The 20,629-nt window shown below is 74.0% G+C and carries 18 protein-coding genes; 10 read left to right on the top strand and 8 right to left on the bottom strand.

The annotated features are described in order from the left end of the window. The 6 genes from ABTZ91_RS25695 to ABTZ91_RS25670 all read left to right on the top strand — a co-directional run. Nucleotides 1–887: beta-ketoacyl reductase (locus ABTZ91_RS25695; protein WP_352079598.1), on the top strand; the 887-nt coding region annotated here is incomplete at its 5' end. A 100-nt stretch (nt 888–987) separates the two neighbouring features. Further along, nucleotides 988–2,523 (top strand): MFS transporter, encoded by a 1,536-nt coding sequence (locus ABTZ91_RS25690; protein ID WP_352079597.1) that lies wholly within the window; start codon nt 988–990, stop codon nt 2,521–2,523. A gap of 212 nt (nt 2,524–2,735) precedes the next feature. Continuing rightward, a complete protein-coding gene (locus ABTZ91_RS25685; RefSeq protein ID WP_352079596.1) occupies nt 2,736–5,606 on the top strand; it encodes an AAA family ATPase in 2,871 nt (956 codons plus the stop codon). Nucleotides 5,607–5,743: 137 nt separating this feature from the next. Continuing rightward, on the top strand, nt 5,744–6,244 hold the full coding sequence (locus ABTZ91_RS25680; RefSeq protein WP_352079595.1) for a flavin reductase family protein: 501 nt from the start codon (nt 5,744–5,746) through the stop codon (nt 6,242–6,244). A 41-nt stretch (nt 6,245–6,285) separates the two neighbouring features. Beyond that, nucleotides 6,286–7,053, top strand: coding sequence for an AfsR/SARP family transcriptional regulator (locus tag ABTZ91_RS25675; RefSeq protein ID WP_352079594.1), 768 nt, complete (start codon nt 6,286–6,288; stop codon nt 7,051–7,053). Between the two features lie 57 nt (nt 7,054–7,110). Next, nucleotides 7,111–8,163: an LLM class flavin-dependent oxidoreductase gene (locus ABTZ91_RS25670; protein ID WP_352079593.1), complete on the top strand. Its 1,053-nt coding sequence runs from the start codon at nt 7,111–7,113 to the stop codon at nt 8,161–8,163. Here ABTZ91_RS25670 and ABTZ91_RS25665 read toward each other — a convergent pair. From ABTZ91_RS25665 to ABTZ91_RS25630, 8 genes are read right to left on the bottom strand one after another with little or no spacing between them, the layout of a single operon-like run. After that, entirely contained in the window at nt 8,103–9,164 is a 1,062-nt protein-coding gene (locus ABTZ91_RS25665; protein WP_352079592.1) for an LLM class flavin-dependent oxidoreductase, read from the bottom strand. The two genes, ABTZ91_RS25670 and ABTZ91_RS25665, sit on opposite strands and share 61 nt — an antisense overlap. A gap of 7 nt (nt 9,165–9,171) precedes the next feature. Then, on the bottom strand, nt 9,172–9,498 hold the full coding sequence (locus tag ABTZ91_RS25660) for a hypothetical protein (protein WP_352079591.1): 327 nt from the start codon (nt 9,496–9,498) through the stop codon (nt 9,172–9,174). Beyond that, nucleotides 9,495–11,138 carry an ABC transporter ATP-binding protein gene (locus tag ABTZ91_RS25655; protein ID WP_352079590.1) on the bottom strand — a complete coding sequence of 548 codons (1,644 nt, stop codon included), beginning with the start codon at nt 11,136–11,138 and terminating at the stop codon, nt 9,495–9,497. The genes ABTZ91_RS25660 and ABTZ91_RS25655 overlap by 4 nt, the downstream gene beginning before the upstream one ends. Beyond that, entirely contained in the window at nt 11,128–12,069 is a 942-nt protein-coding gene (locus tag ABTZ91_RS25650) for an ABC transporter permease (protein ID WP_352079589.1), read from the bottom strand. Before ABTZ91_RS25650 ends, ABTZ91_RS25655 begins: the two co-directional genes overlap by 11 nt. Next, nucleotides 12,066–12,998, bottom strand: coding sequence for an ABC transporter permease (locus ABTZ91_RS25645; RefSeq protein WP_352079588.1), 933 nt, complete (start codon nt 12,996–12,998; stop codon nt 12,066–12,068). The genes ABTZ91_RS25650 and ABTZ91_RS25645 overlap by 4 nt, the downstream gene beginning before the upstream one ends. A 2-nt stretch (nt 12,999–13,000) precedes the next feature. After that, the gene (locus ABTZ91_RS25640) at nt 13,001–14,629 is read right to left on the bottom strand and encodes an ABC transporter substrate-binding protein (protein ID WP_352079587.1); all 1,629 of its coding nucleotides are present in this window, start codon (nt 14,627–14,629) and stop codon (nt 13,001–13,003) included. Next, nucleotides 14,626–14,853, bottom strand: a complete 228-nt coding sequence (locus tag ABTZ91_RS25635) for a ferredoxin (RefSeq protein ID WP_352079586.1) — start codon at nt 14,851–14,853, stop codon at nt 14,626–14,628. Before ABTZ91_RS25635 ends, ABTZ91_RS25640 begins: the two co-directional genes overlap by 4 nt. A gap of 5 nt (nt 14,854–14,858) precedes the next feature. Then, nucleotides 14,859–16,094 (bottom strand): cytochrome P450, encoded by a 1,236-nt coding sequence (locus ABTZ91_RS25630; RefSeq protein WP_352079585.1) that lies wholly within the window; start codon nt 16,092–16,094, stop codon nt 14,859–14,861. 164 nt (nt 16,095–16,258) lie between these two features. Between ABTZ91_RS25630 and ABTZ91_RS25625 the strand changes: the two genes are divergently transcribed. From ABTZ91_RS25625 to ABTZ91_RS25610, 4 genes are read left to right on the top strand one after another with little or no spacing between them, the layout of a single operon-like run. Beyond that, complete coding sequence (locus ABTZ91_RS25625) at nt 16,259–17,026, top strand: 2-oxo acid dehydrogenase subunit E2 (RefSeq protein ID WP_352079584.1); 768 nt, start codon at nt 16,259–16,261, stop codon at nt 17,024–17,026. Continuing rightward, a complete protein-coding gene (locus ABTZ91_RS25620; protein WP_352079583.1) occupies nt 17,023–18,162 on the top strand; it encodes an alpha/beta hydrolase in 1,140 nt (379 codons plus the stop codon). Before ABTZ91_RS25625 ends, ABTZ91_RS25620 begins: the two co-directional genes overlap by 4 nt. Next, entirely contained in the window at nt 18,159–19,037 is an 879-nt protein-coding gene (locus ABTZ91_RS25615) for a TIGR03621 family F420-dependent LLM class oxidoreductase (RefSeq protein ID WP_352079582.1), read from the top strand. The genes ABTZ91_RS25620 and ABTZ91_RS25615 overlap by 4 nt, the downstream gene beginning before the upstream one ends. A 4-nt stretch (nt 19,038–19,041) precedes the next feature. Next, nucleotides 19,042–20,526 (top strand): FAD-dependent monooxygenase, encoded by a 1,485-nt coding sequence (locus ABTZ91_RS25610; protein WP_352079581.1) that lies wholly within the window; start codon nt 19,042–19,044, stop codon nt 20,524–20,526. Nucleotides 20,527–20,629: the final 103 nt, after the last annotated feature.

The following is a 20,629-nucleotide window of genomic DNA, read 5'->3' as shown; positions in this document are numbered from 1 at the left end:
ACGCCGCCGCCAACACCTTCCTCGACGCCCTCGCCCACCACCGCCACACCCACGGACAACCCGCCACCAGCCTCGCCTGGGGACTCTGGGACGAGCGCAGTGCGCTGACGGAGAAGCTCGGGGACGCGGATCTGGCGCGGATGGCGCGCGACGGCATCCTGCCGCTCGGCAACGAGGAGGGTCTCGCGCTCTTCGACGCGGCGCTCGAAGGCAGGCAGCCGCTGGCCGTCGGCGTCGGGCTCGACACCGCCGCGCTGCGGTCGCGGGCCCGGGCGGGCTCGCTGCCGCCGCTCTTCGCGGAGCTGGCCGGCGAGGGCCGTGCGGTGCGGAAGGCGGCGGGGGGTTCGGCGGCCGGGGCGGACGGAGGCGCCGGGGTACGGGAGCGGCTCGCCGCGCTGGCCGGTCCGGAGCGTCTGGACCTCCTGCTCGGGCTGGTGCGCGGCCATGTGGCGACGGTGCTCGGGCACACGGACGCGGCGGGCGTCGGCACCGAGCGGCCCTTCAAGGAGCTGGGCTTCGACTCGCTGACCTCGGTGGAGCTGCGCAACCGGCTCAACGCGGAGCTGGGTCTGCGGCTGCCGAGCACGCTGGTGTTCGACCATCCGACGCCGCTGGCGCTCGCCCGGCACCTGCTGTCGGCTCTCGCCCCGGCCGAGGAGGACCCCGTGGCGTCGGTGCTCGCCGAGCTCGACCGGATCGAGGCACGGCTCGTGTCGCTGGGCGCGGGCGAGGGCGGTCGCGGCCGGCTGACCGGCCGGGTGCGCGATCTGCTGCTGCGGCTGGAGTCGGAGGGCGGCGACGCGGCCGAGACGCCCGCGGTGGAGCTGACGGAGGCGTCCGACGACGACCTCTTCGACTTCATCGACCGTGAGCTCGGGGTCAACTGACGCCCTTCCGTTGCCGATTGCTAAACGGGGACGGCCCCTGTATGTTCTGGAACAGAACCGTGGAACGTCCCCGCTTAGCTTTTCGAGGAGATGCCGAATCATGAGTGAACAGACCGTCACGAGCGCCGGGGGCCAGAGCCCGCCCACCGCCGAGGCGGCCGGCCGCCGCAACGGCATGGTGCTCCTCATCGTGCTCACCCTCCAGACGATGCTCATCCTCGACGTGAACGTGGTGAACATCGCCCTGCCCGACCTCAAGGTCGCGCTCGACTTCACCCCCACCGGACTCTCCTGGGTCCTCAGCTCCTACCTGCTGACCTTCGGTGGCCTGCTCCTCCTCGGCGGCCGCGCGGGAGACGTCCTCGGCCACCGCCGCGGGATGCTCGTCGGCGTCACGATCTTCACCCTGGCCTCGCTCCTCGGCGGCCTGGCCAACTCGGCCGGGATGCTGCTCGCCGCGCGCGCCCTGCAGGGCGTCGGCGCCGCCTTCGCCGCGCCCACCGTGCTCGCCCTGATCGCGACCCACTTCACCGACGAGAAGGCCCGCGCCAAGGCCCTCGGCATGTACGCGGCGGTCTCCGGCTCCGGCGCGGCCATCGGCCTCATCGGCGGCGGCCTGCTGACGGACTGGCTGTCCTGGCGCTGGGTGCTCTTCATCAACGTGCCCATCGGCGTCGCCCTGCTGATCGCGGCCCCGATGTTCATCCGCGAGACCGAGCGCAAGCCCGCCCGCTTCGACCTCGGCGGCGCGCTCACCTCGACCGTCGGCATGACCGCCCTGGTCTACGGCTTCATCCGGGCCGCCGAGAGCGGCTGGGGCGACACGCTCACCCTGCTCTCCTTCGCCGCCGCCGTCGTGCTGCTCGTGGTCTTCGTCTTCATCGAGATCAACGCCAAGCAGCCGATCACACCGCTGCGGCTGTTCGCCGACCGCAACCGCGCGACCGGCTACCTCTCGCTGCTGTTCGTGATGGCGGCCGGCAACTCGATGTTCTTCTTCCTCACCCAGTTCCTCCAGGAGGTCCGGGGCTTCACCCCGATCCAGGCGGGTCTGGCCTTCGTGCCGCTCGCGCTGCTGATCCTGGCCACCTCCAGCATCGCCGCCAAGCTCCTGCCCAAGGTCGGGCCGCGCGTCCTGACCGCGGTCGGCGCCGCCGCCATCAGCGTCGGCCTGATCTGGTTCGCCCAGATCACGCCCGACGCCCAGTTCCTCTCCGCGATGCTCGGCCCCATGGTCGTCGCCGGCCTCGGCATGGGCACCCTGCTCGTCGGCGTCACCACCATCCTGATGTCCGGCGTCGCACCCGAGGAGACCGGCGCCGCGTCGGGTCTGCTGAACGTCATGCAGCAGATCGGCGGTGCGCTGGGCCTCGCCATCATGGTCACCGTGTTCGGTGTCGCCAGCCGCAGCGCCGCCGACGAGGCGCCGGCCGGTCTCGACGCCAAGGGCACCGCGGACTTCGTCCTCACCGAGGGCGTCACCACGGCCTTCGTCTGGGGCGCCGGCTTCACCGCTCTCACCATCCTGCTCACCTTCATCATGCGCTCCGTCCCGATGGGCGGCGGCGCGGACCAGGGCGCCGAGGGCTCCCCGGAGCAGTCGGGGAACTCCGCCCAGCACGTCACGTCGCTGTAGTGCACCTGCTCGACTCCCCACGCAGCCCTGGCCGGTTTCCGCCGGTCAGGGCACGTTGGCATGCTCGCACCACGGACACCTTCCGGCCAGGGTCGCTGTAACAAAGCGCTCGTACCATCGTGGTCGAGTCATCAGGATTGCCACACACGAGACGTCGACCCCAGGGGGAACGGATGGTTACCGCAACCATGTCGCTGGTCGCCGAACGGAGCATGTCTTCGGTCCGGTACAGAGAGTCCTTACAACTGCTGGGCGCGCTGCAGTCCCTGCAGGAAGGCAGGGGAGGCATCGTCGAGCTGCTCGGAGAGCCCGGTTCGGGCAAGAGCCGACTGCTGGCCCAGCTGACCTCCGTCGCCCGCGCCCGGGGCGTGACGGTTCTCGACGGACGCTGCTATCCGTCCGAACACGACGAACCACTGCACGTCTTCACCCGCGCGGTGCACGGCATCATGACGGCCGACCGGCTGTCCGCCCTCTCGCGCGAGCACGCCGAACTGCTGCGGGCCGGCCTGTGCGCCCGGCTCGGCGGCCGGAACACCGAGCTGTCGCCGCTGCAGCTCTCCCAGGCACTGCACGCACTGCTCAGCCAGGCCGCCGACCAGGGCCTGCTGCTCGTCCTGGACGACTTCCACTGGGCCGACCCGGAGTCGCTCGCGCTCGCCGACCACCTGGCCCGCTGGACCTTCCGGGCCCCGGTCCTGCTGGTGATCGCGCACCGGCCGCGGCAGGCCGCGCCCTCGCTCCTCAGCACCCTCGCCCAAGGCGCCGAGCAGGGCCGGGTGGACCGTATCGACCTGCCGCCGCTCGACCTGGAGCAGGCGGCCCGTCTGCTCGGCGTACGGCCCGACACGGACTGGCTCCCGTCGGCGCTCCACGAGAGCAACGGCCAGCCGCTCTATCTGCTGGCCAAGGAGGAAACCGCCACCAACGGCACGGACCGGCGGACCCCCCTGGTCACCGGGCGCCTCGCGCCGCTGGCGGCCGAGCTGGCCGGACTCGACCCGGCGGAACGGCTCGTGGCCGAGTCCGCGGCCGTGCTCGGCGACCGGTTCAGCCGGGACGAGCTGGCGGCCGTCTCGGAGCTGCCCATCGACGAGACCTGCGCCGTCGTCAACGCCCTGCTCCAGCTGGACGTACTGCGCCCGCTGCGCTGGTCCGGCACCCTCCTCGGCTTCCGGCACCCGTTGCTGCGCCGGGTGCTGCACGACCAGACCGACCGCTGCTGGCGTTCGCAGGCCCACCGCAGGGCGCTGACCGTGCTCAACCGCCGCGCGGCCTCGGCGTCCGAGCGGGCGGTGCACATCGAGCTGTCGACCAACTCCTTCACTCCCGAGGACCTGGAGACCCTGGCCAGGGCCGGCCAGGAAGCCGAGCAGAGCTCTCCCTACGACGCCGTCCGGTGGCTCCTGACGGCCCTGCACGGGCTGCCGGCCTCCGAGCAGCCGACCGGCAGGCTGCTCGCTCTGGTCCCGCCCCTGGCGCGGGCGCTGCGGGCCTGCGACTACCTCGCCGACGACGGCCCGCTGCGCGCCCTGCTGACCCAGGGGTCGCCGCTGGGCCCCGAGGAGGCGGGCCGGGCGGCGATCGGGCTCTGCGTGATCGTCGAGTGCCTGCAGGGACGATTCAGCGAAGCGGCGGAGCTGGTGTCGGCCGCGCTCGCCGACCGTCGGGAGGCGAAGGCCGACAACGATATCCTCGCCCAGCTCACGATCTACCGAGGGATCGTCTCCTCGATGCGCGGCGACGAGGAGCTGCCCCGCATCGCGGCCCAGGCCCTCGTGCTGGCCCGGTCCGGCGGGAAGCGCACCACCCTCGCCGGGGCCATGGCGCTGCACGCCCTCGGCGAGCTCGCGGCCGGCCGGGTGGCGCAGTCCCTGGCCTCGTACGACGCCGCCGTGCGCCAGATGGACGAGCTCTCGCACACCGACGTCACCTGCCACAGCGAGTACCTGGCGCTGCTCGGCTCGTGCGCCATGGCGCTCGGCCGGCCGCGCGAGGCGGAGTCGTTCTACGAGCGCGGCACCGCGGTCATCGCGGAGTGCTCCCACAACGCGATGCTGCCGGTGCTGCTGAGCGGCCTCGCCGAGGCCCAGCTGCGGCAGGGCCGCCTGGACAGCGCCCGCAGGTCCGCCGCCGAGGCCACCGAGCTCGCCGGTTACCTGGGCGCCGAGCAGCTGCGCGTGGTGGCCCTCGCCCAGGAGGCGCTGTGCGTGACCTACGCCGAGCCGCCGGGCAGCAGCCGTGCCTCCGCGCTCACCGAGCAGGCCGTGCACGCGCTGCGCCGCTCGGCCTGCCGCTGGCACGGCGCGGCCGTGCTCACCCTGGCCGAGGCCCTGCTGACGCAGGGCAGCCCGGACCGCTGCGTCGGCCTGCTCCTGGACCTCGGCGGCCCCGAGCTGCCCCGGCTCGATCCCGTGCTGCGCCCGCGGGGTTTCGAACTGCTCGCCCTGGCCTCGCTGTCCGGCGGCACCGGCAGCTCCGGCGGCACCTCGATGTGGGCGGACCGCGCGAACAGCGCGGCGCAGGTGCTGCGGCTGCCGCACAACCGGGCGTACGCGCTGCTCGCGCGCGGACACCTGCTCGCCGAGCAGGCCGAGTGGGACGCGGCGGTGACGCTGTACCAGGAGGCGGAGCGGGCGTTCGACGGCGCGCAGTTGCGGCTGCACCGGCTGACCGCGCGTATCCGGTCGGCCCGTGCGGCGAGCAACAGCAGCCGCCCGGAGCTGGCGGCGGAGCTGTGGGCCTCGGCGCAGGAGCTGGCCGAACAGTGGGACGTGCTGCTGCTCGCCCGGCTGAATCCGGACACTCCGCTGGAGAACTCGCTGGGCCGCGGCTGCCACGCGCTGCTGCCCGCGCCGATCCCTCCCGTGACCGGTCTGGAGGTGCTGACCGAGCGCGAGCGGGAGGTCGCGCGCGAGGCCGGAACGGGCCGGCGGACCCGGGAGATCGCCGAGGCGCTGGGGCTGAGTCCGCGCACCGTGGAGGTCCATCTGTCCCGGATCTACCGCAAATTGGCGATCGGATCCCGCGCGGAACTGGCTCGATTGATGGCCGTACGTATTTCCACGGATGTCGCTACGTGATCCTTCTGTGAGCCTGAAGGTACGGCAAGGAACGGCGTTGGGTCCGACCGGCGCCGGAGCAGTTCTTCAGGGGGTTCGAAGTGAGTCACGGTGGAATCGCCCATCATCACGTCTGGTCGGCTTCGGCCAGATGTCCGGTGGCCGGCGCGGCGGAGGAGGAGCCGATATCGGAAGACGCGTTCCGGGGCGTTTTCCGGACACACCCGGCCGGTGTGGCGATCATCACGGCGATGGGCGAGAGACAGCCCGTCGGCTTCACCGCGACCTCACTCGCCTCCGTCTCCTCCGCGCCGCCCCTGGTGTCGTTCGGGGTGGGCCGCAGCGCCTCGTCGTGGTCCACGGTCTGCGCCGCCGAGTACCTGGCGGTGCATCTGCTCGCCCATGACCAGCAGGAGCTCGCCTCGACCTTCGCGCGCAGCGGCGCCGACCGCTTCGCGCCGCCCACCCGCTGGAGCGCCGGCCCGCACGGCGTGCCGCTGCTCGACGGCGTTCCGGCCGCGATGGTGTGCCGCAAGGTGTACGACCTGCCCGCCGGCGATCACACCGTCGTGATCGCGCAGCCGATCCGCGCGTACCAGGGCGACCCGGCCCGTCCCCTCGTCTATCTCGACGGTCGCTACGGCTCAGTGTCGCGCTGAGCGCTGTCGGTCTCCGCGATCTCCGGAAGGTCAACAAGACAATGCGATTCGAAATCCTCGGCAGCCTGCGCATGACGGACGCCGACACGGCATTCACCATCAGCGCGCCGAAGGTGGAATGCCTTCTCGCCGCCATGCTGGTCCGCGCGGGGAACGTCATCTCCACCGACCAGTTGTGCGCCGAGATCTGGGGCGACGATCCGCCGCGGCGGGCCACCGCCACCCTGCACGTGTACATATCCCAGCTGCGCAAGATGCTGAAGGGCGCGAACGTCGGACAGAGCCCGATCGTGACGCGCTTCCCGGGTTACGTCCTGGAGCTCGGCGACCACACCCTGGACGCCCACGACTTCCAGCGCCTGGCCCAGCAGGGCCGCGCCGCGGCGCGTGCCGGCCGGCACGCGGAGGTCTCCGCGCTGTGCGGCCAGGCCCTGTCGCTGTGGCGCGGCACGGTCCTCGGCGAGCTGCGCGGCGGCGAGATCGTGGACGAGTTCGCCACCTGGGCCGAGGAGACCCGGCTGGAGTGCGTCGAGCTGCGCAACGAGGCCGACCTCGCCCTCGGGCGGCACCGCGAGCTGGTGGGTCCGCTCTACGCCCTGGTGTCCAAGCACCCGCTCATCGAGGCGTTCCACCGTCAGCTGATGCTCGCCCTGTACCGCTCCGACCGCCGGGCCGACGCGCTCCAGGCCTTCCACACGGTGCGTTCGGCGCTCGACCGGGAGCTCGGGATCGGCCCGTGCCGCCAGCTGCACGAGCTGCACCAGGAGATCCTCCTGGACTCCGGTTCGGCACTGAGCAGAGCGGCGTGAACCGGCCGGTGTCCAGGCCGTGTTGAAAAACGGGGGCAGTCCCCATATTCTCGTTCCATGACCACCGAACTGGGAATCCGACTGTCCGTCCTGGACACCGCTCCGGTGTGGCAGGGGTCGACGGCGACCGTGTCACTGCGCAACACCATCCGGCTGGCCCGTGCCGTGGACCGGCTCGGCTACCACCGCTTCTGGCTGGCCGAGCACCACAACATGCCGTCCCTCTCGACCTCGTCGCCGGCGATCCTCGCCGGACAGATCGCCGCCGCCACCACCCGGCTGCGGGTGGGGGCCGGCGGCGTGATGCTCCCCAACCACCCGCCCCTGGTGGTCGCCGAGCAGTTCGGCACCCTGGCCGCCCTGCACCCCGGCCGGGTGGACCTCGGCCTCGGCCGCGCCCCCGGCACCGACCCGCTCACGGCCAGGGCGCTGCGGCGCCAGGCCGGCCCACTCGGAGGCAGCGACTTCCCCGCGCAGATCCAGGAGCTCCTCGGCTACTTCGCGCCCCCCGAGGGCTCCGCCCCGGTCGGCGCCGCACGGGGAGGCGTGTCGGCCGTGCCGGCGAGGGAGCAGTCCGTCCCCGTCTGGCTGCTCGGCTCCAGCGGCTACAGCGCACAGCTCGCCGCCGCCCTGGGCCTGCCCTTCGCCTACGCGCACCACTTCGCCCCGCACGGCACGCTGGCCGCGATGGACGCCTACCACTCCGAGTTCCGTCCCTCGACGTACCTCGCCGAGCCGTACGCGATGATCGCCGCCTTCGGCGCCGTGACCGAGAGCGATGAGCGCGCGGCTCTGCTCAGCGCGCCCCTGCGGATGATCACCGCCCAGTCGCTGCGCGGCCAGAACCCGTACTTCCCGCCCGCCGAAGAGGCCGCCCGCTTCTCCTTCTCGCCGGAGGAGCGGGCGGTCGTCGACCAGATGTACGACCCGCAGATCTTCGGTGGACCGGAAACCGTGCGGCAGCGGATCACCGAACTGGTCAAGGCCACCGGCGCCGACGAGCTGATGATGCTCAGCGTGGTCGAGGACCACGACGAGCGCGTGCGGTCCTACGAGCTGCTCGCCGAGCTGGCCGGGCTGAGCGAGCCCGTCCCGGCCACCGCCGTCTGATCCACCGCTTCGGCGAGGAGCCGGAAGGTCCGGACCCTGGCTTCGAGGCCGAACACGGGCGCCGTCGCGAGCAGTTCGTCGGCGCCCGTACGGGACCGGAAGTCGGCGAGGCGCCGACGCGCGGTCTCCGGACCGCCCACGATCTGCGGCGCGAAGTGCCCCTCCAGGTAACGCTGGTGAGCCTCCGTCAGCGGAAAGCGCGCCGCCTGCTCGGGCGTCCGGAAGAGGGTCAGCGGATTGATCCGCCCCTCCACATGGGCCACCTTGATGGGCCCGGCCTGGTACTCGGCCTCCTCGTCCGTATCGGCCACGATCACCTGCGCGGACACCGCGACATAGGGCCGCTCCAGCCGTTCCGAAGGACGGAACTCCTCGCGGTAGCGGGCCACCGCCTCCTCCGTCCCCGACGGGTTGAGGTGGTGGGCAAAGGCGTACGGCAGACCGAGCCGGGCCGCGAGCGAGGCGCTCGAGGCACTCGTGCCCAGCAGCCACACCGGCACCGGGCTCTCGACCGGCGGGCAGACCGCGACCGGCGGGCGGCCGCCCGCCGGGGGCGACAGATAGCCGATCAGCTCGGCCAGCTGCTCGCCGAAGGCTCCCTCGTGCGCGGGGTCACCGGTGCGCCGCAGCGCCCGTGCGGTGGCGGGCTCGCCACCCGGCGCACGGCCGACGCCGAGGTCGATCCGCCCCGGGTGGAAGACCTCCAGAGTGGCGAACTGCTCCGCCACGACGTACGGCACGTGGTTGGGCAGCATCACACCGCCCGAGCCGATCCGCAGCGTCGAGGTGACGCCGGCCAGCTGCCCGATGAGCACGGGGGGCGTGGAGGTGCCGAAGGCCGGCATGTTGTGGTGCTCGGCCAGCCAGTAGCGGTGGTAGCCGAGCCGCTCCACCTCCGGTGCGAGTTCCAGGAGTTCCCGCAGCGACCGGGCGGCCGGCACCCCGTTGAAGACGGGCACGGTGTCGAGCACGGACAGGCGGAAGGGGGCAGTGTCGTTCATGGGCGACTCACGATCGTCGGACACGGCCGGAACCCGACGGTCCGGCCAGGGTGGTTGAGGAAACGGCGGACCGCGGAACGCTGCCGCGGGCCGGCGGGGGCGGTGTGGGCGCGAGCGCCCAGGGCTCTTTCGCGTTCGCACCGGTCAGGCCAGGCACACCGGGCACACCGGTCGTCGCGCCAGGCACGCCGGTCGTCACACCGGTCGTCACGCCAGGCACGCCGGTCGTCACACCGGGCACACCGGTCGTCAGGCCGGCCGTCAGGCCCGTCGTCAGGCCCGTCGTCAGGGCCGTCGCCAGGCCGGTCGTCAGGCCCGTCACGCCGGTCGTCACGCCGGGCTCCCGGCGTCCTGCCGGTCCGGGAGGGCGACGGGGGTCGCCGCGCCCAGGAGCTCCCGGGTCCAGGGGTGTTCCGGGCGGGTGAAGACCCGCTCGGCCGGGCCGGTCTCGACGACGCGGCCCGCCCGCATCACCGCGACCCGGTCGCTGACCTGACGCACGACGCCGAGGTCGTGCGAGATGAACAGCAGGGCCACACCCAGTTGTTCACGGACCCGGTCGAACACCTCCAGCACCTGCGCCTGCACGGAGACGTCGAGCGCCGAGACCGGCTCGTCGCAGACCAGCACGTCCGGCTCGGGAGCGAGCGCGCGGGCGATGGCCACCCGCTGCCGCTGCCCCCCGGACAGCCCGCGCGGGCCGCGGTCGAGGAGTTCGGGACCCAGGCCGACCAGGCCCAGGAGTTCGGTGACCCGCTCCCGGTGACGGCGCGCGGCCCGCCGGCCGCCGGCGCCGAGCGCCTCGGCCACGATCCGCTCCACCGTCCAGCGCGGGTCGAACGAGGACAGCGGGTCCTGCTGCACCAGCTGGATCCGGCCGCGCAGGGCGGCCCGGGAGCGTTCGCCGGCGCCGGACCAGGGCCGGCCGAGCAGGGTCACCGTCCCGGCGTCCGGCTCGGTGAGGCCGAGAGCGATCCGGGCCAGCGTGGACTTCCCGGAGCCGGACTCGCCGAGGACGCCGAGCGTCTCGCCCTCGTGCAGCACGCAGGACACGCCGTCGAGCGCGGTCATGCCGCCGCCGGGCCCGCCGTAACGCTTCACCAGGCCCTCGGCGCGCAGCACCTCCCTGCCGGCCCCGCCGCGTCCGCTGCTTCGCCGGCGTGCGGACCGGGCGTCCGGGACCGCGTCGAGGAGACGGCGGGTGTACGGATGGGCGGGCGCGGCCAGGACCTTCCCGGCGGGACCGCTCTCCACGATCCGGCCGCCCCGCATCACCGCGATCCGGTCGGCGAGCCGGGCGACCGCCGCCAGGTCGTGGCTGATCAGCAGTACCGCGGTGCCCGCGTCCCGGCGGGCGGCGAGCAGGTCGAGGATCTGCGCCTGCACGGTCATGTCGAGCGCGGTGGTCGGCTCGTCGGCGATCAGGACGCGCGGTCCCGCGGCGAGGGCGGAGGCGATCAGCGCCCGCTGCCGCTGCCCGCCGGAGAGCTGGTGCGGGAACTGCCGGACCCGCCGCTCGGGTTCGGGTACGGCGACCTGGCGCAGCAGCTCGACGGCCCGGTGCGGCCGGTCGCGACGGGTGCCGATGCCGTGGTTGGCGAGCGACTCCTCGATCTCGGCGCCGACCCGGCGCAGCGGGTCGAGGGAGACCAGCGCGTCCTGGAGCACCAGGCCGATCTCGGCGCCGCGCAGCCGGCGCCACGCGCGTTCGTCGAGGGCGGTCAGGTCCCGGCCGTCGAAGTCGAGGGTGCGGGCGGTCACCGTGGCGCCGGGCCCGGTGAGTCCGGCGAGGGTGCGGCCGGTGAGGGTCTTGCCGGAGCCCGACTCGCCGACCAGGGCCAGGCATTCGCCGGCCCGCAGGGTGAGGTCCACGCCGTGGACGACCTCGGTGCGGCCGCGGCCGCGGCCGAAGGAGATCCGCAGGTCCTCCACGGTGACGAGGGCCCGCTCCGCGCGGGTGCTGTCAGTGTCCACGGCCGTCCCTCCGGTCGAAGCGGCGCTGCAGGGCCCGGCCGACGACCGTCACGGAGACGACGGTGACGGTGATGGCCAGGCCGGGGAAGACGGCCGCCGCCCACGCCGTGTCCAGGTGGTCGCGGCCCTCGGCGAGCATCGCGCCCCACTCGGGCGAGGGCGGCTGCGGCCCGAGGCCGAGGAAGCTGAGGGTGGACCCGGCGATGACGGCGCTGCCCACGTTGACCGTGGCGAGGACGAGCAGCGGGGGCAGGGCGTTGGGCAGCAGGTGCCGGAACAGGATCGACGCCCGGCCGCGGCCCATCACGAGGGCCGCCTGCACGTAGTCGCTGTCGCGGATGGCGAGCGCCTGGCCCCGGGCGAGCCGGACGAAGCCGGGCAGCAGCGAGGCGCCGATGGCCAGGGTGGCGTTGCCGGTGCCGGGGCCGAGGACGGCGACGACCACCAGGGACAGCATCAGCCCGGGGAAGGCCATCAGGATGTCGGTGCCGCGCATCAGGACCTGGTCGACGGCCCGGCCCGCGGTCGCGGCGAACACCCCGAGCAGCGAGCCGGCCACGACCGCGAGGGCGGTCGCGCCGAGCCCGATGACGAGCGAGGTACGGGCCCCGTGCACGATCCGGCTGAACACGTCGCGGCCCAGCTGGTCGGTGCCCAGCCAGTGTCCGGCCCCGGGCCCCGCGAGCGCGTCGACCGGGTCGATGAGGTCCGGCTGCCGGGGCGCGAGGAGTTCCGGCGCCACGGCGGCGACGGCGACGGCCAGGAGCACCACCGCGGCGAGCGCGACACCCGGCCGGAACCGGCGCGGGGCGCGGCGCGGCGGCGCGGCAGCGGCGTCGCCCGGGGCGTCGGCGGTCGTCCCGCCGGCGCCCGCCGCGGCCCCGCGTTCGGAGGCCGGGTGGGACGAGGCGGCCGAGGCGGACGCGGTCATCCGATGCTCCTCTCGTCGATGCGCGGGTCCACGAGCCGGTAGAGCACGTCCACCGCGAGGTTGATCAGGGCGAAGGCGACGGCCGAGACCAGCACCACCCCCGTCACCACCGGCAGGTCGCGGCCGGCCACGGCGGCGGCCGTGACCTGGCCGAGCCCCTGGCGGCTGAAGACGGTCTCCACCACGACGGCGCCGCCGAACAGCGCCCCCACCGCCCAGCCGGACAGGGTGATCAGCGGGATGAGGCCGTGCCGCAGCGCGTGCCGCAGCCGGATCGCGGTCTCGCCGCCGCCGCGGGCGCGCGCGGTGAGCACGAAGGGCTGTTCCAGGGCCCGTTCGAGCTCCTCCCGCAGCACCTGGGTGAAGGCGCCCACGAGACCGGCGGCGAGGGTGACCGCCGGGAGCACCAGGGCGGCGGCGTCGCTGCCGCCCATCGCCGGGAACCAGCGGAGCCGGAAGGACAGCAGCGCCAGCAGGAGCAGACCGGTCCAGAAGGCGGGGGTGGAGGCGGTGACGAGTTCGAGGGAGGAGGCGAGCCGGCGGGCCCGCGGCCGGTGGGCGGTGAGCACGGCCAGGGTCACCGACACCAGCAGCGCGAGCAGCAGGGCCGCGACGGCGAGCTGGACGGTGGGCCACAGCTGCCCGCCGATCACCTCGCCGACCGGCTGCTGGAGCTGGAAGGACTCGCCGAGGTCGCCGGTGAGCAGCCCGCGCATGAACCGCCCGTACTGCACGGCGAGCGGCTCGTCGAGGGCGAGGTCGTGCCGTACCCGCGCGACGAGTTCGGGCGTGGGGTTGGTGGAGCCGAGCACGCTGCGCACCGGGTCGCCGGGCAGCAGCCGGAAGGCGAAGAAGACGGCGTTGGCCGCGCCGAACACGACCAGGGCGGCCAGCACCAGCCGGCGCGCGAACCAGCGCAGGGGCAGCACGGTCAGTCCTCCAGCCGGGCGTCGTGGAAGCGGGGGTACGCCTGGACGTCGAAGGTCACGCCGCGCACCCGGTCGGCGACCCCGAGGAGGGTGGCGGGGGCGTACACGGGCAGGGCGTAGGCCTGGTCGTTCACGCGGGTCTGGGCCTTCGCGTACAGGGCCGCGCGGCGGGCGGGGTCGCGGGTGGCGGAGGCCTCGCGGAGCCAGCCGTCGAGCTGCGCGTCGGCGAGTCCGAAGGCGTTCACGCCGCCCTTGTCGGCGGTCTGCGCGGAGTCGAAGAAGGTCCGCAGGATGTCGGGTTCGGCGCGGTTCCAGCTGAAGGCGAGGATGTCGGCGTCGCGGCCGACCGCCTTCTGGAGGTAGGCGCCGGGTTCGAGGGCGGTGAACCGGAGCTCGATGCCGGCCCGCTTGGCCTCGGCCTGGATGCCCTGGCCGAGCAGCGCCCGCTGGTCGCGCATGAGGCTGTTCATGTAGGGCCAGTGCACGGTGAGCCGGACGCCGTTCCTGGTGCGGTAGCCCTGCTCGTCGCGCCCGGTCCACCCGGCCGCGTCCAGGAGCCGGGCCGCCTCCCCGGGGTCGTACGGCCAACCGCCCTCGGTCGCGCGGGCGTAGCCGGTGGTGGCGGGCGCCAGGGTGCTCCAGGAGCGCTCGTACGCGCCCGAGTACAGCGCCTTCACCAGGGCGTCGAAGCGCACGGAGCGCTGTAGCGCGCGGCGCACCCGCGGGTCGTCGAGCGGTGCCCGGTTGACGTTGAGCATGAGCAGGTACGGCGCGCCGGGCTGGGTGGCCCGCATCAGCCGGAAGCCGTCGGCGTGCCGGAGCCTGCCGACGTGGCTGGGCGGCACGGCGGAGGCCAGGTCGACCTGGCCCGAGCTGAGGGCGCCGAAGCGCGAGGCGGCCTCCGGGATGAACTCGACGGTGACGCCGGCGACGTGCGCCGGTCCCCGGTGGGCGGCGTCCGGCGGGCCCCACGCGTAGTGCGGGTTGCGGTCCAGGTCGATCCTCCGGTTGCGGGTCCAGCCGGCGAAGACGAACGGGCCGCTGCCGACGGGCTTCAGGCACGTCCGGCCCCGGTTCGCGCGCAGTGCGGCGGGCGACTGGATGCCGAACGTGGCCGTGGACAGCACCTGGAGGAGCGGGGTGTACGGGCGGGAGAGCCGGATCCGTACGGTGCGGGCGTCGACGACGGTCGCGCTCTCGTACATGGAGATGAGCCCGGCCGCGTACTGCGACTTGGTCTCGGGCGCGACGGTGTGGTCGAGGGTGGCCTTGACGGCGGTCGCGTCGAAGGCGGTGCCGTCGTGGAAGCGGACGTCGTCGCGCAGACGGAAGGTGTAGGTCCGCCCGTCGTCGGAGACCTGCCAGGACGTGGCGAGCCAGGGCCGGACGCGGCCCTTTGCGTCCATGGCGACCAGCGAGTCGAAGACGCCCCGGCCCAGGGCCGCCGTCACGTCGTACGGGCTGATCTGCGGGTCCAGGCAGTCGGGCTGGGTGTCGACGGCGTACACGATCCGGCCGCCTGCTCCGGCCGCCCGGCCGGTGCCGGTGCCGCAGCCGGTGGCGACGCAGGCGAGGGCCAGCGCCGCCGTCAGGGCCCGGCGGACGACGGTGCGGTGTGTACGGGTCCTCATGCGCCCGGCTGCCCCTCGGCGTCGTCGGTGGCGGGTGTGACGCGGAGCGCGGCGGCCGGGCACAGGTGCGCGGCCTCCTCGGCGAGCTTCGTGTCCGCCTCGGTGGCGACGGTGTCGGTCAGCAGGACGACGAGGCCGTCCTCGTCCTGGTCGAACAGGCCGGGCGCGGTCAGGACGCACTGGCCCGCGCCGATGCAGCGGTCGGAGTCGGCGATGACGCGCACCGGCCTCACCACGCCACGGGGAGTTCGTAGATGCCCTGCACTCCGCTCTGCGCGGGCTTGATCTCCACCTCTTCGGCGGGAACGGCGAGCCGCAGCCCGGGGATACGGGAGAAGAGCAGGGTGAGCGCGCTCTGCATCTCGGCGCGGGCCAGGTTCTGGCCGATGCACTGGTGCACGCCGTAGCCGAAGGCGAGGTGGTGCCGGGCGCCGCGGCCGAGGTCCAGCGCGTCGGGATCCTCGAAGGCCTCCGGATCGCGGTTGATCTCGGCGGTGGACAGCATGACGCTGTCGCCGGCCCTGATGTGGGCGTCACCGACGACCATGTCCTCGGCGGCGATCCGCATGGCCACGTCCCCGATGGAGAGGTAGCGCAGCAGCTCCTCGACGGCCATGCCCGCCCCGTCCGGGTCGGCGCGGAAGGCCGCCAGCTGGCGCGGGTTCTGCAGCAGCGTGAAGGTGCTCAGCGTGATCATGCTGGCGGTGGTCTCGTGACCGGCCATCAGCAGGATGATGCCGAGTCGGATCACGTCGTCGCGTGACAGCGAGCCGTCGGCGAGGTCCTTGTGCACCAGGGTGTCGAGCAGGCCCTCGCCCGGCTCGGACTCCTTCTCCTTGCGGTCCACCAGGGACGTCAGGTAGTCCCGCAGGTTCGTCAGCGCCCCGGTCGCGTCCTCCTCGGAGACGTCGGGCGAGACGAGCAGCGCCGACTGCTCCTCGAAGTAGGCGTGGTCCTCGTAGGGCACGCCGAGGATCCCGCAGATGGTGTGCGAGGAAAGCGGCAGCGCGAGAGCGTGCAGGATCTCCGCGGGCGGGCCCTGTTCGATGATGGCGTCGACGAGTTCACCGGCGCGCCGGTGGATCGACTCGCCGAGCTCGCGGGTGCGGCGGACGGAGAACGAGGGGATGAGCCGGCGGCGGTACGCGGAGTGTTCCGGCGGGTCCATCCCGACGAGGATCGTCGCCTTCTGGATGGCCTTGCGGCGCGGGCTCGGCGACGGGAAGTCGGGCCGGCTCCAGTCGGAGGAGAGCCGCGGGTCGATGAGCAGCTCACGGGCGACGGCATGACCGAGGACCACCCAGGTAGGACGGCCGTCGTAGAGCCGGGCGCGCACCACCGGCCCCTCGGCGAGCCGCAGGTCGCGGTAGCCGGGCGGCGGCTGGTACGGGCAGGTGCGCGGCTGCGGGAAGTCGGGCAACGGCGCGTTTCCGGTGGTGAGGCCCACGGCGCTGGGGTGTGACATGCGCGATCTCCTGCGAGCGGCGACATTCGGGCTGGGGGCAAGACTGGAACGGGCGTCTTGCGCCGCGCTAAAGGACGGCTGTGGACCCTTCCCCCGGGAAGCCGCCGGGGCCGGGTTTAGGCCGCGCTAAAGGGTGCTTTAGCCGGGCTGCGGAGATTGGCGGGATGCAGATCGCAGCCATCGCCCGGGAGCGGCGACACACGCTCTTCTTCCTCGACGAGATACGGCCCTTCGCGCCGGTCCACCTCGACACGGAGGTGGACATGTCCGGGGTGCTCGCGCACCGCGAGGCCCATCGCGGCGACAGCCGGCTGTCCGTGGTCACCTACGTCCTCCACTCCGCGGCCCGGGTGATCGCCGCCCACCCGGAGGCGAACGCCGCCATCCGGGGCCGGCTGCGCCCCAGGGTCGCCCGCTACGGCGAGGTGTCCGGAAAGGTCGCCCTCGACAAGCGGGTCGGCGGCCGGCGGGTCGTGGTCTCCACGGTCCTGCCGGACCTGGACCGGACCGATCTGAAGGGCATCCAGAACGAGCTGGAGCGCTTCCGGGACGGCGACCCGGAGACCATGCCGGAGTTCGCCTCGATGCTGCTGCTGCACCGGCTGCCGTCGCTGCTCGCGCGCGCCGCCTACCGCCGCGCGGTACGTCCGCTCCTCGCCCACCCGCGCTTCTTCGGCACCTTCTCGGTGTCGTCCCTGGGCCACCGGGCGGTCGACGGCTTCCACTCGGTGGGCGGCACGACCCTCACCTTCGGCGTGGGCCGGATCGTGCCGCGCCCGGTCGTCCGGGACGGCGAGGTGACGAGCGCGCCCGTGATGCGGCTGAACCTCACCTTCGACCACCGCGTGATCGACGGCGCCGAGGCGGCGGACATCCTCACCGAGGTCAAGGAGTCGCTGGAGGGCTACTCGGCCGAGGAGGCGCTGCGATGAACGACGTCACGGAGCTGAAGCGGTTCGTGGAGGTGCACGGCCGCATCCTCGGCATCCCGGGCGGGCGGCTGGCCCAGGTCCTCGGGCGGATCCGCCACGACGAGGACGGCGCACCGGGCTCCTGGGCCCGCGAGTGGACCGAGGCCGGCGTCGAACTGGAGCGGCGGGGCCGGGAGGTGGAGGCCGGGCGGCACTTCAACATCGCCCGCTTCCCCTACGTGGACGGCCCGGCGCGCGCCGACGCGCAGGCCCGGACGGTCGCCTCCTTCGACCGCTGGCGGCTCGGCGGCTCCGGCATCCAGCGGGTCGACCTCGACCTGTCCGGCGGCCGGGTGCGCTGCTGGGCGGCCGGGCTCGCCCCGCGCGGCGGCGAACGCGCGCCGGTGCTGCTGCTCAGCGGCGGCATCGTCAGCGTCAAGGAGCAGTTCGGTCCGATCCTCGCCAAGGCCGGACGGCTGGGTCTGACCGTCGTCGCGACCGAGATGCCGGGCGTGGGTGAGAACGAGCAGCGTTACGGGGCGGACAGCCACCGCATGGTCTCGGAGATCCTCGACGCCCTCGCGGACCGCGCGGACACCGACCGGACCGTCGCCGTGATGATGAGCTTCAGCGGCCACATGGCGCTGAAGGCGGCCCTCCACGACAAGCGGATCCAGGGCGTGGTGACGGCCGGCGCGCCGATCGGCGACTTCTTCACGGACACCGGCTGGCGGCCCCGGGTGCCCCGGGTCACCGTCGACACCCTGGCCCACCTCACCGGCCACGGCCCGGACACCGTGCTGCCCCGGCTCGCGGACCTGGCGCTGACGCCGGAGGAGCTGTCGGCGCTCCAGGTGCCCGTGGCGTACACGGTGAGCGCGCGCGACGAGATCATCCCGCCCGGCGACCGGCTGCTCCTCGAGAACCATGTGCGCGACCTGCGGCTGCTCGTCCACGACGACGTGCACGGCTCGCCGTCCCACGTCGCCGAGTCCCGGCTGTGGAGCCTGCGTTCGGCCCTGGACGCCCTCGGCGGTTACGGGCCCCAGCGCCGGTTCCTCGGCCTCGCCCTGGCCGCGCTCCGGTTCCGCGAGCGACTGACCGGGACGGGCGGACGCGACTCCGCCGCGGCGGACGCGACCGGGGAGGAGGCGTGACCGCCGGGCCGGGCCCCGCGTTCCGGCTCGGGGTCAGTCAGATCGCCCAGGACGCCGACTGGCCCGGCTTCGCCCAGGAGGCCGAACGGCTCGGCTACGACATCCTCGCGACCACCGACCACCTGGGCATGACCGCGCCGTTCCCGTCCTTGGTGGCCGCCGCCGCGGCCACCGACCGGATCGAGGTCGCCACCTACCTCACCAACACCACGCTGTGGGATCCCGAGGTGCTCGCCCGGGAGATCGCCGGCACCGACCGGCTCACCGGCGGGCGGCTCCGCGTCGGCCTGCACGCGGGCCAGACCGGCAGCACCGCGACGGCCTCGCTCACCGCCGCGGACAAGCGCGAGCGGCTCGCCGAGACCGTCGACGTGCTCGACCGGCTGCTCACCGACCCGGCACACCTGCCCCGGCCGCTCCGGACGCCCCGGCCCCCGCTGATGATCGGCGCCGGCGAACCGGAGGAGCTGGAACTCGCCGCCCGCCGGGCCGACACCGTCTGCTTCCTCGGCGCCGAACTCCCGCCCGGAGGCGGCTTCGTGCTCACCGGTCCCGAGGAGTTCGCCGCCCAGGTGGCCGTCGTCCGCACCCGGGCCGCCGAGCTCGGCCGCTCCCCCGAGCTGAACACCGGTGTCAAGAAGGTCGTCGTCACCGACGACCGGAAGGCCGCCGCCGAGCGGCTGCGCCCCGCGCTCGCCCCGCACCTGACCACGGACCAGCTCCTCGACCTGCCCTCCGTGCTGTTCGGCACCCATGAGGAGATCGCCGAGCAGATCCGCCGCGGCCACGAACGGTACGGCCTCACGTCGTACATGATCCTCGCCGCCCACCTCCACGACTTCGCCCCCGTGATCCCGCTCCTGCGGAAAGGATGACCCCGTGACCGACCCCGTGATCGTCGTGGGCGCCGGCCCCACCGGTCTGATGCTCGCCTGCGAGCTCGGCCTGGCCGGCGCGCCCGTCGTCGTCCTCGACCGACGCGACGCACCCGATCCGCACGCCCCGGGCCAGGCCGTCAACGCGGGCGTCGTCGCGCTCCTCGAACAGCGGGGCCTGGCCGACGCGCTGCGCGCGTCCGGACTCCCGCTGCCCGGGGCGCACTTCTCGCTGCTGTGGCTGCGTCCCGAGCAGGTGGCCGCCGACCGGCCCGAGGCGGGCACCGGACTCCTCGTGCCACAGCCCCGGCTGACCGAGGTGCTGGAGCAGCGGGCCCGCGAACTCGGCGTGGACATCCGCCGCGGCCACGAGGTGACGGAGCTGCGCCAGTCCACCGGACACGTCACGCTGAAACTGCGCACCTCCGCGGGCGAATCCCTGCTGCGCGGCTCGTACGTGGTCGCGGCCGACGGCGCCGGAAGCACCGTGCGCCGCCTCGCGGGCATCGACTTCCCGGGCAGCGGCTGGACCGTGTCGGGCATCGTCGGCGACGTCACGGCCGACTTCTCCGAGCTCGCCGTCCACCACCTGGGCGCGCACTACCTGCCGGCCGGCGGGGTGTACTCCGGCGCGCCCGCCGGCCCCGGAGTGCTGCGGGTGATCACCACCGTGTTCGGCAGCACGCCCGCCGCCCCGGCGGGCCCCGTCGCCGCGGAGGAACTCCAGGGCGAGGTCGAGCACCTCACCGGGCAGCCGCTGGCGGCCCGCGAGGTGCTGTGGGCCCACCGGTTCACCAGCCACAGCGGCAACGCCGAACGCTACCGCTCGGGCCGGGTGTTCCTCGCCGGCGACGCGGCGCACTCCTTCTACCCGCTGGGGGGCCTGCGCCTGAGCACCTGCCTGCAGGACGCCGTGAACCTCGGCTGGAAGCTCGCCGCGGACCTGGCGGGCTGGGCGCCGCCGGGGCTGCTCGACACGTACCACTCGGAGCGTCACCCGGAGGGCGAGCGGGCGCGGCTCGCGCTCGACGCCCAGCTGGCCCTGATGCACCCGGCGGCCCGCACCGCCGGGGCCCGCTCGCTCGTCGCGGACCTGGCCCGCTTCGACGACGTCAACCGGTATCTGGTGGAGCTGGTGACCGGCGTCGACCTGCGCTACCGCCTGGGCCCCGACGACACCTCCGGCTCCGCCGCTGTCGACCCCGCGCTCGGCGGCCGGGTCCCCGGCGCCGCGCCGCTGCTCCACGACGGCCGCGGGCTGCTGCTCGTCGGCGGGGACGGCGAGGAGGGCGGGGACGGCGAGCGCGGCGAAGCCGGGGCGTACGCCCGTACGGCGGCGGCCTGGGCCGACCGCGTGGGCGTCGCGCCCGCGTCCGCGGCCGAGGCGACCGGCTCCGTACTGCTGCGCCCGGACGGACACGTCGTGTGGGCCGAGGGCTCGGGCAGTCTGGAGACGGCCCTGAAGCACTGGTTCGGCGCGCCGCGCTGAGCACGCGCGACGACGGAAGAAGCGCCCGCGGTCACCGCGGGCGCTTCTCGTGCGGGGGGGTGGGCGCCGACCGGGCCGCCGGTACGGGCGGTCAGGGCAGGGG

Origin of the sequence: Streptomyces sp. NPDC126499 (assembly GCF_040302485.1) — a bacterium.
GTDB lineage: Bacteria > Actinomycetota > Actinomycetes > Streptomycetales > Streptomycetaceae > Streptomyces.
Note: the sequence above shows the minus strand (reverse complement) of the source record. Positions and strands in the feature narration are given on the sequence as shown.